Raw genomic sequence first — 16,813 nt, 5'->3', positions numbered from 1 at the left:
ACTCGGATCAAGGCTGGCACTACCAACACAAAAAGTGGGTAAAAACCTTAAAGAAACATCGAATCTTTCAAAGTATGTCCAGAAAAGCAACCTGCGCAGATAATGCCATGATGGAGAATTTTTTCGGGATTCTCAAACAGGAGATGTACCACGGAGAAGACCTGGTTTCGTATGAAGAACTGAAACGAAAACTGGAGAGGTACATGGAGTACTATAATCATGAACGCGTAAAAGCAAAATTGGACGGATTGAGCCCCATCCAATATCGGAATCAAACCATCCAATCAGCTTCATAAGAAAACTCTAACTTTTAGGGGTCACTACCAAAGCGTCCATCTGTAGTGGAGATCATTCTACATTGTTCGGAATGTACTCCCTAATAATCAATTATGAAATCTGCTCAATTCACAGTGTGAAAATAATATGCTTCAAATGAAAGCTCACTATCTGTTTACAGATAGTGAGCTTTCAGGCTGTTGAGAAAGTACTTAATCTGTATAAGTATTCGCTGCTTTGCTTTTTCTCCGAAGGATCGCTTTGGTTCCACCGGGAAGCGAAGGAAAAGTAAATACATTGAAATTATAAATATACAATAACTCTTACTTTTTATGTTTTATCTAAGGAAAACACTTAAATAATATCTCTGTATCCACATGTAATGGGGTTCGTTCCTATCGGGTGGAAATCACTTAACTCTAAATGATTATAAAATTCATTTCTCGAGTGACTATGAAAGTGCAGAAAATTTGGAATGGACTGGGATAAACAGGGAAACAAATGAAATTGCGCCGTTTTTGTGAACAACGATTGATTTTCCTTTCACTTAAAGTTAAAAAGCGTTAAAATGTGTAACGGATATACAGGTTTATATTTTGTCTTGATTATTAAAAGAAGATAATCATCAACACAGTTAAAATAATGACATTTGTAAAACAACTTTGAAGAATAATGAGGTGTAAGCAGTAATGCAGCAGATGAATGACACGTTTTTAAAAGCAGCCAGAAGAGAAAAGGTAGATCACATTCCTGTATGGTACATGCGGCAGGCAGGGCGTTCGCAGCCTGAATACAGAGAGCTTAAAAAGAAATACAGTCTGGAAGAAATTACGCATAGGCCGGAAACATGTGCATGGGTAACGAAACTGCCCGTCGATAATTACAATAACGATGCAGCTATTCTTTACAAGGATATTATGACGCCGCTTCCTGCTATGGGAGTAGATGTACAGATTAAAAGTGGCATTGGTCCGGTGATCTCCAACCCGGTTACTTCACTGGCGGATGTGAATAAACTCACAGAACTGCACCCGGAAAAAGATGTAGACTATGTATTGGAAACAATTCGTATTCTCCGAACACAGCTGCAGGTTCCGTTAATCAGTTTCAGCGGAGCTCCATTTACCTTGGCAAGCTATATGATTGAAGGCGGACCCTCGAAGAACTATACAAAAACAAAAGCAATGATGTACAGTCAGCCCGAAGCCTGGAACGCGCTGATGGAAAAATTAGGGGATATGGTCATAACCTATGCACGTGCACAGATCAAGGCAGGTTCTCAGGCAATACAAATCTTTGATTCCTGGATTGGTGCTTTAAGCCAGGCAGATTACCAGCAGTATGTTAAGCCGGTAATGCGGAGGATTTTTGCAGAGCTTTCGAAAGAAAATGTTCCTTTGATTATGCATGGAGTGGGAGCGCGCCACCTTACTCAAGACTGGGCAGAGCTGCCGCTTGACGTAGTAGGACTTGATTGGAGATATCCTATCGCTGAAGCCAGACGGGATGGGATTACGAAAGCGGTACAAGGAAACCTTGATCCGAGTGTTCTTTTAGCACCCTGGCCTGTAATTGAAGCAAAGGCAAAGGAAATTCTTGATCAGGGAATGGAGCAGCCGGGATTTATCTTTAATTTAGGGCACGGAGTTTTCCCGGAAGTTGATCCTGACGTATTAAAACAATTGACAGCTTTTGTACACGATTATTCCGCTGAAAAATTATCTAAATAATTATAGTAGAGGATGATAATTGATGAAGAAAAAAATGGGCCTGCTCGTAATGGCATATGGAACTCCGCGTTCTGAAGAAGAAATTGAACCGTATTACACGCATATCAGACGAGGAAGAAAACCGTCGCAGGAACAGCTGGATGACCTTACAAGCCGTTACAAAGAAATTGGCGGTATTTCACCGCTTGCAAAAATTACTTCTGCCCAGGCAGAGGAACTAAAGAATGAACTGAACCGCAGAAATGAGGAAATAGAGTTTACAGTTTATGAAGGATTGAAACATATTGATCCATTTATTGAAGATGCAGTACTGCAGATGAAGCAGGATGGCATTAAAGAAGCAGTCAGTATCGTGTTAGCTCCTCATTATTCCACGTTCAGCGTAAAATCTTATAATGGAAGAGCGAAAGAAGAATCTGAACTTATTCAAGGACCTTCCATTACCAGTGTAGAACAGTGGTATGATGAGCCAAAGTTTATTAGATTCTGGGCAGAGGGCGTAAAAAACACAATTCAGAAAATGAGTGAAGAAGAAAAAGAACATCACTGCGTAATTTTTTCAGCGCACAGCCTTCCTGAAAAAATTCTGGCAGCAGGCGATCCTTATCCAGAGCAGTTAAAAGAAACTGCTGCACTTATTGCAGAAGAAGCAGGAATAAAAAATTATGAGATCGGCTGGCAGAGTGAAGGTAATACGCCGGATCCGTGGATCGGTCCAGATGTGCAGGATCTTACAAGGGATCTTCACAGGGAGGAAGGATATAAAGCCTTTGTATATTGCCCTGTTGGTTTCGTAGCGGACCACCTTGAGGTTCTTTTTGACAATGATTATGAATGTAAAGTTGTCACGGATGAAGTGGGAGCAGGCTACTACCGTCCTCCAATGCCAAATGCAAAGCCAGAATTTATTGATGCTCTTGCGACTGTAGTAGAGCGGCAGCTTACGAAAAAGGAAGCGTAAGAAATGGCTGAAGAAAAAATCGCGGTAATTGGCGGCGGTATTACGGGATTATCCGCTGCTTATAAGCTGCAGAAAGCAATCGGGCAGGGTAAACTGAATGCTTCGTATAATTTATATGAAGCATCCGCTGAATTCGGCGGAAGTATAAAAACAGAGTACCGGGACGGGTTTGTTATTGAGAAAGGACCGGATTCTTTTTTAGCCAGGAAACGCAGTATGTATGAATTAGCGAAAGACCTGGGAATAGAAGATGATCTTGTTACGAACAAAACAGGATCGTATATTCTTCATAAGAACAAACTCCATAAAATTCCCCAAGGGGCAGTAATGGGTATTCCCACGCAGTGGCGGCCATTTGTAACTACTTCTTTGTTCAGCTGGAAAGGGAAATTCCGGGCAGCAATGGATGTTTTTCTTCCGCGTAGCAAAAATGAAGACAGTGATATTTCTGTCGGAACTTTTTTCAGAAGAAGACTTGGAAATGAAGTAGTTGATCACATGATTGAACCGCTTCTTTCAGGGATATATGCAGGGAACATTGATAAATTAAGTCTTAAAGCAACATTCCCGCAGTTTCTTGAAGTAGAAAAAAAGCATAGAAGTCTTATCCTGGGAATGAGAAATTCTACAGGCAGCAAAAATACTAAAGAAGAACCAATACTGCTTGGCAGAGAAAAAAAACCTGCAGGGATGTTTCTTACTTTCCGCAGAGGGCTCCAATACTTCACAGAAACGTTAGCGGCAAGTCTCCCTGCAGAGAAATTGCACAAACACAAGAAGCTCGTGGAATTAAAACGTACGCAAGGGAAATATATGCTGTTTTTTGAAGATGGAAGTTCTTCAGAAGCAGACAAAGTAATTTTAACAACGAGACATCAGCAGGCTTACGAACTTTTTCAGGATCATTCATTTATGTCTTCCCTGGGAAAAGTTCCTTCTACTTCCGTAGCTACTGTGGCTCTCGCATACAATGAGAGTGATTTAAATGAGAAGATAGATGGCACTGGATTCCTTGTCCCGAAGTATGCAGGCTATACGATAACTGCATGCACGTGGACCCATCAAAAGTGGAAGCATACAGCACCGAAGGGGAAAGCACTGCTACGAGCTTATGTAGGCCGTGCCGGTGACGAAGACATTGTAGCTGAGTCAGATGAAGCAATTGTAGAAACAGTGAGGAAAGATTTAAAAGATATTATGGGTATCAAAGCGGAGCCGGCATTCAGCATCGTAACAAGATGGCGTCAGGCAATGCCTCAATATGAAGTGAACCATAAAGTACTTCTGGAGGATGTTAATAAAGAACTTTCCGTTTCTTTTCCTGGCATCATTCTAATCGGTGCAAGCTATCATGGTATCGGACTGCCTGACTGCATAGATCAGGCAAAAAAAGCTGTAAATAAAATTGTGAAAGAAGCTGAATAAATAATAAATCCCTGCAGCCGGAAAAATCCTTATCCGACCTGCAGGGATTTTTATATTATAATATCGTTTACTGTAAGTAAATCCAGCGAGATTTAAGCAAAAAAATAGACCGCCCGTAAGTACGCGCGGTTTTTTCCTCATTTGAGGAACATAAGAAAGTGGGGGGAGTTAAGGCTATTATTCCACGATGTAAATAATTATAAACCTTTAAATAAAATAATTTATTTATTTTCTCTGCGGACTGCTTCTCCGGCAAGGGCATACAAAGCTATAAAACTTGCGAAGTGGGAGCTGAAGTCCGTCGTATCCTGCTGAGGATATACTTCCACAAAATCCATACCCACTACCCCGAGCTTACAGACTTCATGAACAATTTCAAGCAGTTCAAAAGAGTTTAACCCATTGCCGTCTACAGGGCCGCCTGGGTTGAATGCATGGTCGAGAACATCGCTGCAGATACTCAGGTAAACTACATCCGTACCCTCTGAAGCTGATGCATAAGCTTCTCTTGCAATCGCTCTTGCAGATTCTGCTCTGCGAATATCCTGAATAGTAATTGTTTTTGCTCCTGCAGCCTGTGCATCTTTACCGTTCTGCGGCTTATTTCGGGGTCCGTGGATACCCATGTGGACGAGCGCTTCGTTTACTACGCCTTCCGTTTCGTACAAGCGCTTGAAGGGGGCACCACGGCCGTAAGGATCTCCGTTGGAATGATCGTTGTTATCGTAATGCGCGTCCAGATGGATAATCCCGACTTTTTTGTCTGTCGCCTCAATTAACCCTTCAATAATAGGATAGGTAATCCCATGGTCTCCGCCAAAAGCAATAGGAAATGAATTTCCTTTCCAAATATCCTTTGCAAAACTGCGTATTTTCTCCATCGTTTCTTCAGGTTCAGCAGGAGTTACTGCTACATCGCCTTTATCTCCCATTTTTAAATGGGAAAAAACATCGATATGATCAAGTTCCGGCAGATATCCGCTGTAGCGGCCGGAGCTTAAACGAATTACCTTGGGTCCCAGCTCACAGCCTGTAAAATCTCCCCATGTGACAGCACCTTCCCAGGGCACCCCATATACCACTACATCCATTTCATTTTCTCTATGAGGTTCTTCAACAAGATTTATTGAATTTAAAAAGCAAGGGGTGTTTCCATAAATATTTTTAGCCATACGATAATACCTCCCAGAAAATTAAGTTACTTCTATATTTTAAACGATTTTAAAGAAATACAAACCTTTTATTAAAAAGCTACCTTGCAAAGAGTCCGTTTATGAGATATACATAATGCTGCTGAACTCTCAATTCGGCTTACCCGAGGGCTTGTTCCCGACTGATTTTAGTTAAAGAAAACCTCGCCAAAACAGATTCTCGACCTGCGTAGTTGTAAAGTGATAGGAGATCAGTGGTTTAAGATAGAAGCTCTGTTAATGTTCATTGTTGGTATTAGAAACCTCGCTGCAACTGACCTGCTGTGGAGGAGTTCTCCGGGTAGATTCACTTCTTCCGGTGTCTTGAATCCAAACAAGACGGTTTTGTTTTTCTTGGATTGGCTGCGCAGAACCCTGCTGATTTCGAAGGGATAGCTGAAGGGTTTCTCCACGGCAAGCGAAGATAAAAGAGCCTTAGGCGTACCTTCCTTTTATCAACACCAGCCTTAACAGAGACAAGATAGAAAGAGAAATTTCAGCACCAGACGCTCGATTTTCCAAGTCTATTTCTTTTGCTTCGATCCCTCAGAAGAGGGGAATATTTGTGGAAAGCCTCTACCTGCAGTGAAAATCCTTTACAAAGTGAAAATGTTGAAGCAAAGAGAACTTAAAAATTTATTTAAACCACCTTCAGTGGTGAAGAGCCATTTATGAATAAATGTTCCACTATATAACTGCATGAAGCTGCCGGCCTCAAAACCTTCAGTATGGAACAACGCCTTGTAAAAAGGATGATTCCTATTTGCAGAATATATGTTATGATTAAGAGTATTGTCAATTTCGTTGGAAGTATTCCTGAAAAAGTTTAGAAGAATGTCAGGAGAGATATGATGGCAGGCGTCCAAAATATAGTTCAGGCATTAAGCCACTACCGGCATGATTTTTTAAATGATATACAGTTGATAAAAAGCTATTTAGCTTTAGGGAAATTAGAAACTGTAGATGCAGTGCTTGAAAAAATAATTTACCGAGCAGAGCAGGAAAGCAGGCTCAGCAGTCTTCATATGCCTGCTTTTGCTGAAAAACTTTTGACTTATAACTGGCACTCCCCGAAAGTACCTGCTGAAATTGAAATTAATGCAGGTAATGATAACTGGGCAGTAGTTGAACAACATGCTTTAACAATTTTTAACCGTTTTACAGGCCTGGTGGAAAAGAAAACGAAGCTGGGAGAAGATCGTCAGCTGCTGATTATATTGCAGCAACTGGAAAACAAAGAACTTGCACTGGAATATACCGGCATGGAAATCAGCCAATCCATGAAAGAACATACAGAAATATTTTTAAGGGAACTTGACTGCTTAATGGAAGCTGACATATCATCAGATACGATTTATTTCCGGGTGGCTTTGCAGCCGGAGAAGAAGAGAGAGGAGAAATAATATGTTTGTAGATAAGGTTGATATATATGTAAAAGGAGGCGATGGAGGTAACGGTCTTGTTGCTTACCGTCGCGAGAAATATGTCCCGAACGGCGGACCTGCCGGAGGGGATGGGGGAAAAGGTGCCGATGTAGTATTTGAAGTGGATGAAGGACTCCGCACGTTAATGGACTTCCGCTACCAGCGGCACTTTAAAGCAAAACGCGGGGAGAACGGAATGCCTAAAAACCAGCATGGTAAAAGCCGTGCGCAGATGATTGTGCGGGTTCCGCCCGGTACAACCGTGCTTAATAAAGAAAGCGGAGAAGTAATTGCCGACCTTACAGAAGACGGCCAACAGGCTATCATCGCACGTGGTGGACGTGGAGGAAGAGGAAATTCAAGATTTGCTACCCCGGCCAATCCAGCACCTGAAATTGCAGAGAATGGAGAACCAGGTCAGGAAAAAGACATTACCCTGGAACTGAAGGTTTTAGCTGATGTGGGGCTGGTTGGATTTCCAAGTGTAGGAAAGTCTACGCTCTTGTCTGTAGTATCAGCTGCTAAACCCAAAATTGCTGATTACCACTTTACCACTCTTGTTCCTAACCTTGGAGTCGTGGAAACTGATGATCAGCGTAGCTTTGTTATGGCTGACCTTCCGGGCTTAATAGAAGGAGCTCACAGCGGGGTAGGGCTCGGCCATCAATTTCTCCGTCATATCGAACGCACAAGAGTAATTGTTCACGTAATTGACATGAGCGGTATTGAAGGCAGAGATCCCTACGAGGATTACCAGACGATCAACCAGGAATTAGAGCAGTACAATATGCGTCTTATGGAACGTCCGCAGATAATTGTTGCAAATAAAATGGATCTTCCTGATGCCCAGGAACATCTGGAATTATTTAAAGAGCAGGTAGGAAATGAAGTGGAGATTTATCCAATCTCTGCTGTTACACAGTCCGGCCTGCAGAATCTGCTGCGTTCAATAGTAGATAAGATAGAAACTACTCCTATGTTCCCGCTTTACGAAGAAGATACAGATCAGCGTGTCGTATATAAATATACGAAAAAAGCAGATCCATTTACAGTAGAACAGGATGAGGACGGAAGTTTCGTAGTCAAAGGTCATGAAATTGAAACACTCTTTAAAATGACAAACTTTGACAGGCACGATTCTGTGCAGCGTTTTGCAAGAAAGATGAGACGTATGGGTATTGATCAGGCACTCCGCGATCTGGGAGCCCAGGACGGGGATATTGTCAGGATTCTGGAACACGAATTTGAGTTTATCGAATAGTGTGTGTTTCCCCCTGGTAGACAAACGTTTTTGTCTGCTATACAATAAACTCTTATAAACAGAATTATAAGGGATTAGGCGGTGAAACAGTTTGCGGAAAAGATCAGATCAGTTTTATCTTGTGCGGGAGGATATGCTCTCGGAAGCTATGCTTAAAACTGTAGAAGCTAAGCGCCTGCTGGAAAGTGATACAGTTCAGACAATCAACGAGGCAGTAAACGAAGTAGAACTCAGCAGAAGTGCATTCTATAAATATAAAGATGGAATTTTTCCCTTTCATACAATGGTGAAAGAAAAAATCATTACCCTCACCATTCATTTACAGGATCAGTCGGGATCATTATCTAAGCTGCTTTCCATGGTTGCGCAGACAGGAGCGAATGTATTAACGATAAATCAGACAATTCCTTTACAGGGAAAAGCTACGATTACACTGACAATTGAAACAGCGGCGATGACTTCAGACGTTACCGGACTGCTGGATCAAATGCAGCAGCTCGAAGCTGTACAAAGAGTTGAAATTGTAGGCTCAGGTGCTTAACTGCAGAGAAGGAGAGAAGTAAAGTGGAAAAAGTTGGTTACCTTGGTCCGGAAGGATCTTTTACTGAGGCTGCTGCCGCTACGCTTGTTCCGGATATGAAGAGAGTTCCTTTCAGGTCCATTCCGGATACGATGGATGCGGTGGCTGAGGAGAAAGTTACACAGGCAGTGGTCCCTATGGAAAATGCAATTGAAGGAACGGTAAATATCACGCTGGATTATTTCATTCATCATCAGCGGATGAACATTTCTGCGGAGATAGTAGCACCTATTGAACAGCATCTGCTGATTTCAAAAGGAAAAGAGCAGGCGTGGAAGGATATTGACGTTATTTATTCCCATCCCCAGGCGATTGCCCAATGCCATCAGTTTTTACGGGAATGGCTTCCTGACGCAGAAATCTCGTACATGAATTCTACAGCCTCAGCTGCAAAATACATTATGGAGCATCCGGAAGAAAATGCTGCAGCGATTGCAAATGACATTGCTGCAAAAGCATATGGCTTATCATTGGCACAGCTGAAAATAAATGACTATGAACACAATCGTACCCGTTTTGTTTTATTAACGAAAGATGAGCATACCTTCCAGCACGAGTTAATTACTCCGGAAACTACTTTTAAGACATCGATGATGATTAGTCTTTCTTCTGATTTCGCAGGAGCTCTTCATCAGGTGCTAGCAGCATTTGCATGGAGAAAAATAAATCTTTTAAGAATTGAATCCAGACCTACAAAAACCGGGCTGGGAAATTATTTCTTTATTATTGATGCAGAAATAAAAAAAGATAATGTTCTTATTCCTTCAGTAATTGAAGAACTCAGGGCATTAGGATGCGGTGTGCATGTTTTAGGAAGCTACCCCTGCTTTACCTGGGAAGAATTAAATGGAGCAAGGGCAATACCTAAGGTAAGGCAAAAATAATTTCTGCGCTGTTATGGGCGCGAATGCATTCTTTATTTATGGATGTTAACTGTACGTTCAGATAAAAAGCATCACCTGAATCTCTTTCTGCAGGACAGAAGGAGATTTTTCAGGTGTATTCAGGAGGGTCTATTATGGCGGGTCATTCTAAATGGAGTAACATTAAGCATAGAAAAGGCAGACAGGATGCAAAGAAAGGGAAGATATTCACAAAAATATCAAAGGAAATCTTCCAGGCTGTTAGAAACGGCGGTGACAATACAGAGACCAACCATGCTTTGAAAACAGCTCTCGATAAAGCAAGGCAGGCGAATATGCCAAATGAAAATATTGATAGAACCATAAAAAAAGCCAGTGGAAATTTGGAAGGCATTAATTATGAAGAAATTATTTACGAAGGGTATGCGCCTCATGGGGTGGCAGTCTATGTAGAAGCTTTGACAGAGAATAAAAACCGGACTGCCGCTGAAGTCCGTCTTGCTTTTAATAAAAATGGCGGAAACTTAGGAGAAACCGGATGTGTTGCCTTTATGTTCCAAAGAAAAGGTTATCTTTTGTTTGAAAAAGAGCAGGAGATAGAGGAAGATGATTTTATGATGGAGGCTCTTGAAGCAGGAGCAGAAGATGCAGTATTTTTTGAAGATTCCGTGGAGGTATTTGTACCCGCAGAGGAGACGCAGAAAACTGCACAGTTACTGGAGGTCCCGGGGCTTCGTCTGGAAACAGCCGAGGCGGCTATGATACCTGATACAAAGATTGCATTAACAGAAGAGCAGCTGGAAGAAGTCATGGTTTTAATTGAAGCGCTGGAAGACAGTGATGATGTCCAGAGTGTTGCCCATAATGCTTCCTTCTGATTTACTCCCTCTGCCTTTATTTATTCGAATATGCTAAAATGGAATGTGTGTTCGTTATGAATAGAGTGGAGGGAAATACTAAGTGATTGAATGTTTAACAGGCAATGTTGTGCATATAGAGGCTGATACAATTGTATTAGATGTAAATAAAGTAGGTTATTTACTGCACTGTGGAAATCCATACCGGTATGAGCAGGACAAAGGAAATGAAGTTACTGTATATACATACCAGCACGTAAGAGAAGATGCGATTAAGCTTTATGGTTTTTCCCACCGGGAGGAACGCCGCTTATTTGAAAAGCTGCTGCAGGTTTCAGGTATTGGACCTAAGGGGGCGCTCGCTATCGTAGGCTCAGAGCAGCCGAAGCTTGTAGTGGAAGCGATAGAACAGGAAAATGAAACATTTTTAACTAAATTTCCGGGTGTGGGAAAAAAAACTGCCCGTCAGATTATTTTAGATCTGAAAGGAAAAGTAAGCGAAATTGTTCCTACGCTTGCTGAAGGATTATTTGCTGCTCCACTTACAGTTCCTACAGATCAGGAATCTGCTTTAACAGAAGCATTGGAAGCCCTTCGAGCACTGGGATATACAGAACGGGAAATTAAAAAAGTTACTCCGGCCCTGAATGCAGAATCGCTGACGACAGATGCATATATTAAACTTGCTTTACGGGAAATGCTGAAGGGCTGATCGGAAAGGAGAAACCGAGATGGACGAAAGAATGATGAGTGGAGAAGCACAGGGAACAGAGGAAGCAGAAGAATTCAGTCTTCGTCCGCATACCCTGGGGCAGTATATCGGACAGACGACGGTTAAAGAAAATCTGCGTGTTTTCATTGAAGCTGCTACAATGCGGGAAGAGAGCCTGGACCACGTGCTGCTTTATGGACCGCCCGGACTCGGAAAAACGACCCTCGCTATGATTATTGCAAATGAAATGGGCGTTCAGCTGCGGACTACTTCCGGACCGGCTATTGAAAGACCGGGAGACCTGGCTGCAATACTAACAGCGCTGGAACCGGGGGACGTGCTCTTTATTGATGAAATCCATCGGCTTCCCCGAGCTGTAGAAGAAGTTCTGTATCCGGCAATGGAAGATTTTTTCCTGGATATTGTAATTGGCAAAGGACCATCTGCAAGATCTATAAAACTCGATCTTCCTCCCTTTACTCTGGTGGGAGCAACCACACGAGCTGGGATGCTCTCAGCGCCATTAAGAGACAGGTTTGGAGTAATGAGCAGACTTGAATACTATACGGAGCCTGAACTTAGGGAAATCGTCCTGCGTACAGCAGATGTTATGGAGGTGGAAATTATGAATGATGCTTCCTATGAAGTAGCAAGGCGTTCCCGGGGCACTCCAAGGATTGCCAATAGGCTGCTGCGGCGTATACGTGATTTTGCACAGGTAAAGGGTGACGGAAGTATTTCAAGCTTCATAACGAATGAAGCGCTGGATTTATTGCAGGTAGACAAGCTTGGCCTGGATGACATAGATCATAAATTACTCAAAGCGATGATTGAACGATTCAGGGGCGGACCTGTTGGACTGGATACGATCGCTGCCACAATTGGTGAAGAATCACATACGATAGAAGATGTATACGAACCTTATCTGCTGCAGATTGGCTTCATTCAGCGGACGCCGCGGGGAAGGATTGTAACGCCTGCAGCTTATCAGCATTTCCATATGGAGGTGCCGCAATAATGACAATTCCAAAAATGCTGGTTACTGCTGGAATAGTACTGATTATAGCTGGAGTAATCTGGCAGGTGGGCGGTAGATTTCTTTCGCTTGGGCGCTTGCCTGGGGATATTATTATTGAGCGTGGAAATTCTACTTTCTATTTTCCGCTCATGACATCAATTATCATAAGTATCGTGCTTTCTCTGCTGTTCATGTTTTTTCGCAGATAAAGTGAAATAAAGGAGATTGAAAGTATGGATGTTTCACAATTTGATTATGAGCTCCCGGAAGAATTAATTGCACAAACGCCTTTGAGAGATCGGGAGGCTTCCAGAATGCTGGTGCTGGATAAAGAAAAAGGCAGCAGAATGCATGAATATTTTCATCAATTAACGAACTACCTGGAGCCGGGAGATACACTTGTGCTGAACAATACTAAAGTTATTCCTGCCAGGCTGTTTGGAATAAAAAAAGATACAGGTGCTAAAATCGAAGTGCTGCTTCTGAAGGAAGATATAGGGCATGTATGGGAAGCGCTGGTGAAACCTGCAAAAAGAATAAAAAAAGGTACGGTAATCGAATTTGGAGAAGGCTTACTGCAGGCACAGTGCCTAGAAGAACTTCCGGATGGGCGAAGAAAACTGGCTTTTCAATTTGAAGGTATTTTCCATGAAATTCTTGATGAGCTGGGAGAAATGCCTTTACCGCCTTACATTCAGCAGCAGCTGGAAGAGAAAGACCGGTATCAGACGGTGTTTGCCAAACACCGCGGATCTGCTGCCGCGCCCACAGCCGGCCTTCACTTTACAGAAACAATGATAGAGAAGCTGAAACAAAATGGTATTGAAATAGCTTATCTGACTTTGCACGTTGGACTGGGGACGTTTCGTCCGGTGTCCGTTGAAGACGTGGAAAGCCATACGATGCACGCTGAATTTTATAATCTCCCGGGCTCGACCGCAGATGTCCTGAATGAAACGAAAAACCGAGGCGGAAGAATTATTGCGGTAGGCACCACTTCTGCACGTACCCTGGAAACAATTGCAAGAGATCAGGATGGAATTTTCACAGGATCCACAGGTTGGACTGATATATTTATCTACCCAGGATTTGAATTTCGCGCCATAGATGGACTTTTAACCAATTTTCACCTGCCTAAGTCCACATTGGTAATGCTTGTGAGTGCACTGGCAGGCAGAGAAGCAGTACTCGAAGCTTATAAAGAAGCTGTAGCGCAGAAATACCGATTTTTCAGTTTTGGAGATGCCATGCTGATCATTTAAACAAGCTGTATTAATAGAAAGAGGGACTTTAAATGCCAGCGATAACATACGAACATATTAAAACTTGTAAGCAGTCCGGAGCGCGGCTGGGTATTGTTCATACTCCGCACGGCTCCTTTGAAACACCGATTTTTATGCCTGTGGGTACACTGGCTACGGTGAAAACAATGAGTCCGGACGACCTTGTAGAAATGAATGCACAGATCATTCTCAGCAATACGTATCATCTATGGCTGCGGCCTGGAGAAGATATTATTGAAGAAGCTGGAGGACTGCATAAATTTATGAATTGGGACCGTCCGATTTTAACGGATTCCGGCGGCTTTCAAGTATTCAGTTTAAGTGATCTGCGTAACATTACAGAAGAAGGGGTGCATTTCCGCAATCATTTAAGCGGGGAGAAGCTTTTCCTGACGCCGGAAAAATCTATGCAGATACAAAATTCTCTAGGGCCTGATATCATGATGGCATTTGATGAGTGCCCCCCTTATCCAGCAGAACATAAATATATGAAAGATTCTGTGGAGAGAACAAGCAGATGGGCAGAGCGCTGTCTTGAAGCACACAAACGACCTGGGGACCAGGGGTTATTTGGAATTATTCAGGGAGGAGAGCATCCGGATTTACGCAGACAAAGTGCAGAAGATCTCGTTTCACTTGATTTCCCCGGTTATGCAATCGGAGGTCTTTCTGTAGGAGAGCCGAAAGATGTAATGAACCGCGTACTGGAAGAAACAACCCCGTTTATGCCGGATAACAAGCCCCGGTATTTGATGGGAGTGGGCTCCGCAGATTCTTTAATAGATGGTGCGATCCGCGGTGTAGATATGTTTGACTGCGTACTGCCTACGAGAATTGCAAGAAATGGAACTTTAATGACAAGTTCAGGCAGACTTGTTGTCAGAAACGCTAAATTTGCCCGCGATTTCCGGCCTTTGGATGAGAACTGTAACTGTAAAGTCTGTAAAAATTATTCCCGTGCTTATCTCAGACATCTTATTAAAAGTAATGAAACACTCGGGTTAATATTATGCTCGTATCACAATCTTCACTTTTTGATCACATTAATGGATAAAGTAAGGCAGGCGATTCGTGAAGACCGGCTCCTGGACTTCCGTGAACAATTTTTTGAAGCTTACGGGTTTAATAAGCCGGACGCAAAAAATTTCTAGTTAGGAAATTTTATTGATTTTATAGCATAAGTTTGTCTACAATAGAATTTGGGAGATTGTCCTTACAGTTCAAGCTGGAACGGAAGTTTCACTTGTTTAGTTAGAAGGGAGTGAATAGATTGGACGTTTTAGGAGCGTTAATTCCACTTATTTTAATGTTTGCTATTTTCTATTTTCTGTTGATTCGTCCTCAGCAGAAGCGCCAGAAAAAAGTTCAGCAAATGCATGCTTCCCTGCAAAAGGGAGACAGAATTATTACAATCGGCGGACTGCACGGCACGATTGATGCAATTGATGAAAATCGTGTAGTAGTAGATGTTGATGGAAGTAATAAGTTAACATTTGATCGTCAGGCGATTCGTGAAGTAACGAATCAGGACTGATTATCAATGGGGTGTCTAAAGGGAGAAACCTGATAGACTCCCCTTTTTTAGAATAAGTATACAGAATTTTACATAAAGGGAGATCTGTACCGTGCATTGGAGAAATTTGTACCGCGGCTTTTTAATGGGTATCTGCGATATTATCCCGGGGGTAAGCGGTGGAACCATGGCGCTTATTTTAGGCATTTATGAAGATTTTATCCGCGCAATCAGCGGGTTTTTCAGTAAAGACTGGAAGCAGCATCTCGGATTTTTAATTCCTCTTGGTATCGGAATGGGAACTGCAATTATTGCGCTTGCGAATCTGATAGGACTAATCCTGGAAAGATATGGCCAGGAAACAAACTTTTTATTCACAGGTTTATTAATAGGAGTACTGCCTCTGTTGATAAAACAGTCTTATGTTACCTCAGCTTTCAATTCCAGACATTATCTGTATATGCTGATTGCAGCTTTGGTTGCACTTTATATAGGCGGTACGGCAGATCCGGAAGCAGGACAGGCAGTAATGGAAGTAACTTCCGCAAATGCGATTTTATTCTTTGTGGCAGGATGGATCGCCAGTATGGCAATGCTTCTGCCTGGAGTAAGCGGGGCATTTGTACTTTTACTGTTTGGGGTCTATGCCTCTGCTACGAATGCGTTATCTTTTTCAAATCCGAACTTTGCAGTGATAGCCATTGTCGGGTCAGGTGTAATTTTAGGGTTTATTATCAGCAGTAAGGCAATACGATATTATTTCAAGCATCACCCTGTGAATGTGTACGCCATAATTATTGGTCTGATAGGCGGAGCAGTTTTTACTATTTTTCCAGGCTTTGGTGAAGGAAATGTCTTCGCCAGTTTAGGTACATTTGCGGCTGGTACTTTTGCAGCGTATGTATTAAGCTTAAAGCAGCCTTAAGGTACACCTGCGGCTGATTATTCTTTGCCTCTTAAGTTAAAGCGAAGTCTCTTCCTGTCAACATGGAATATAAACAGAGATATTTATGCAATATTTTTTCACTATGCAAGATGAAAAGAAATACTGTTGTGCAACGAAGGAGAAACCGCACCAGCATTATTACTTTTTTAGATGAACCGTTTACTTTTTCAGGCAGCGTAACTAAAAAGAATTTTAAGACAAAACATCAAGAGGAGGCGGTCAGTTTGGAAAATCAATGGGAGGCGTGGCGGGGGAAATTAGCTCCTGTAATTACAAGCAAAGCAGAAGAATGGGTTATTTACGGGCATGATCAAGTGACGGAAGAAGATGTATGGAATACATTTATTGAAAAAATGCGGCGCAAGAAAGATATCCCATCGAATCTTCGGCTTCACTGGGTAGTTGCGGAACTATTCGCTGTTTCAGCAAATGATTACATGACGCAGTTAACGGTCAGTGCTTACCGCAGTGATGATTGGTTTTCCTCAAAAGGATCGTTTTCTTTGAAAGATTTGTGAACTTAAACTTGAAAACCTGTGCGTGATTGACATAGGTTTTTTAACAGGACTATAATAAGTCTATTGGTTTTATATACTGAACCAATTTCATAAAGCAGTTTCCGAAAAATTCAACGGACATTATATAAAAAATCACTATTTTTTATCAAATATTAGCCGGCCGATCCCTCAGTATCAGCTTAGTCAGAAAGTCTGTTCAGCCCTTTTGGTATGGATTTAAATACGGGTACTGCGGGAAACGTCCGGATGAAATGCA

The 16,813-nt window shown here is 42.2% G+C and carries 18 protein-coding genes; 17 read left to right on the top strand and 1 reads right to left on the bottom strand.

The window, feature by feature from the left end; all coding sequences use genetic code 11:
• The 4 genes from BLP92_RS04655 to hemY form a co-directional block, all read left to right on the top strand.
• Positions 1 to 296, top strand: a 296-nt coding sequence (locus BLP92_RS04655) for an IS3 family transposase (RefSeq protein ID WP_139148912.1), incomplete at its 5' end; no start/stop codon positions are given.
• 669 nt (positions 297 to 965) lie between these two features.
• Entirely contained in the window at positions 966 to 2,006 is a 1,041-nt protein-coding gene (gene hemE / locus BLP92_RS04650) for a uroporphyrinogen decarboxylase (RefSeq protein ID WP_090841016.1), read from the top strand.
• Between the two features lie 19 nt (positions 2,007 to 2,025).
• On the top strand, positions 2,026 to 2,967 hold the full coding sequence (gene hemH / locus BLP92_RS04645) for a ferrochelatase (RefSeq protein ID WP_090841014.1): 942 nt from the start codon (positions 2,026 to 2,028) through the stop codon (positions 2,965 to 2,967).
• 3 nt (positions 2,968 to 2,970) lie between these two features.
• Positions 2,971 to 4,392: a protoporphyrinogen oxidase gene (hemY, locus tag BLP92_RS04640; RefSeq protein ID WP_090841013.1), complete on the top strand. Its 1,422-nt coding sequence runs from the start codon at positions 2,971 to 2,973 to the stop codon at positions 4,390 to 4,392.
• A gap of 221 nt (positions 4,393 to 4,613) precedes the next feature.
• Here the strand turns inward: hemY and BLP92_RS04635 are convergent, their stop codons facing one another.
• Positions 4,614 to 5,564 carry an agmatinase family protein gene (locus BLP92_RS04635; RefSeq protein WP_090841011.1) on the bottom strand — a complete coding sequence of 317 codons (951 nt, stop codon included), beginning with the start codon at positions 5,562 to 5,564 and terminating at the stop codon, positions 4,614 to 4,616.
• Between the two features lie 869 nt (positions 5,565 to 6,433).
• Here BLP92_RS04635 and BLP92_RS04630 point away from each other — a divergent pair.
• The 13 genes from BLP92_RS04630 (at position 6,434) to BLP92_RS17945 (ending at position 16,557) form a co-directional block, all read left to right on the top strand.
• Positions 6,434 to 6,985: a Spo0B domain-containing protein gene (locus BLP92_RS04630; RefSeq protein ID WP_175444176.1), complete on the top strand. Its 552-nt coding sequence runs from the start codon at positions 6,434 to 6,436 to the stop codon at positions 6,983 to 6,985.
• Between the two features lies 1 nt (position 6,986).
• A complete protein-coding gene (obgE, locus tag BLP92_RS04625) occupies positions 6,987 to 8,267 on the top strand; it encodes a GTPase ObgE (protein ID WP_090841007.1) in 1,281 nt (426 codons plus the stop codon).
• Between the two features lie 91 nt (positions 8,268 to 8,358).
• Positions 8,359 to 8,808: an ACT domain-containing protein gene (locus tag BLP92_RS04620; protein WP_090841003.1), complete on the top strand. Its 450-nt coding sequence runs from the start codon at positions 8,359 to 8,361 to the stop codon at positions 8,806 to 8,808.
• Between the two features lie 23 nt (positions 8,809 to 8,831).
• On the top strand, positions 8,832 to 9,731 hold the full coding sequence (pheA, locus tag BLP92_RS04615) for a prephenate dehydratase (protein WP_090841001.1): 900 nt from the start codon (positions 8,832 to 8,834) through the stop codon (positions 9,729 to 9,731).
• A 134-nt stretch (positions 9,732 to 9,865) separates the two neighbouring features.
• Positions 9,866 to 10,588, top strand: coding sequence for a YebC/PmpR family DNA-binding transcriptional regulator (locus tag BLP92_RS04610; RefSeq protein ID WP_090840999.1), 723 nt, complete (start codon positions 9,866 to 9,868; stop codon positions 10,586 to 10,588).
• Positions 10,589 to 10,670: 82 nt separating this feature from the next.
• Entirely contained in the window at positions 10,671 to 11,279 is a 609-nt protein-coding gene (gene ruvA, locus BLP92_RS04605) for a Holliday junction branch migration protein RuvA (RefSeq protein ID WP_090840997.1), read from the top strand.
• Between the two features lie 19 nt (positions 11,280 to 11,298).
• Positions 11,299 to 12,297 (top strand): Holliday junction branch migration DNA helicase RuvB, encoded by a 999-nt coding sequence (ruvB, locus tag BLP92_RS04600; protein WP_090840995.1) that lies wholly within the window; start codon positions 11,299 to 11,301, stop codon positions 12,295 to 12,297.
• Positions 12,297 to 12,506: a DUF2905 domain-containing protein gene (locus BLP92_RS04595; protein WP_175444175.1), complete on the top strand. Its 210-nt coding sequence runs from the start codon at positions 12,297 to 12,299 to the stop codon at positions 12,504 to 12,506. The genes ruvB and BLP92_RS04595 overlap by 1 nt, the downstream gene beginning before the upstream one ends.
• Positions 12,507 to 12,530: 24 nt before the next feature.
• On the top strand, positions 12,531 to 13,559 hold the full coding sequence (gene queA, locus BLP92_RS04590) for a tRNA preQ1(34) S-adenosylmethionine ribosyltransferase-isomerase QueA (RefSeq protein WP_090840993.1): 1,029 nt from the start codon (positions 12,531 to 12,533) through the stop codon (positions 13,557 to 13,559).
• A gap of 32 nt (positions 13,560 to 13,591) precedes the next feature.
• Positions 13,592 to 14,731 carry a tRNA guanosine(34) transglycosylase Tgt gene (tgt, locus tag BLP92_RS04585; RefSeq protein ID WP_090840990.1) on the top strand — a complete coding sequence of 380 codons (1,140 nt, stop codon included), beginning with the start codon at positions 13,592 to 13,594 and terminating at the stop codon, positions 14,729 to 14,731.
• A 119-nt stretch (positions 14,732 to 14,850) separates the two neighbouring features.
• Positions 14,851 to 15,114 carry a preprotein translocase subunit YajC gene (gene yajC, locus BLP92_RS04580; RefSeq protein WP_090840988.1) on the top strand — a complete coding sequence of 88 codons (264 nt, stop codon included), beginning with the start codon at positions 14,851 to 14,853 and terminating at the stop codon, positions 15,112 to 15,114.
• A gap of 91 nt (positions 15,115 to 15,205) precedes the next feature.
• A complete protein-coding gene (locus BLP92_RS04575) occupies positions 15,206 to 16,018 on the top strand; it encodes a DUF368 domain-containing protein (protein WP_090840986.1) in 813 nt (270 codons plus the stop codon).
• Between the two features lie 245 nt (positions 16,019 to 16,263).
• Positions 16,264 to 16,557 carry a post-transcriptional regulator gene (locus BLP92_RS17945; protein WP_175444174.1) on the top strand — a complete coding sequence of 98 codons (294 nt, stop codon included), beginning with the start codon at positions 16,264 to 16,266 and terminating at the stop codon, positions 16,555 to 16,557.
• Positions 16,558 to 16,813: the final 256 nt, after the last annotated feature.

This window comes from Alkalicoccus daliensis (genome assembly GCF_900103955.1).
In the GTDB taxonomy this organism is placed as follows: Bacteria; Bacillota; Bacilli; order Bacillales; family Salisediminibacteriaceae; genus Alkalicoccus; species Alkalicoccus daliensis.
The sequence above is the reverse complement of the archived record's forward strand: the minus strand, read 5'-3'. Positions and strand labels throughout refer to the sequence as shown.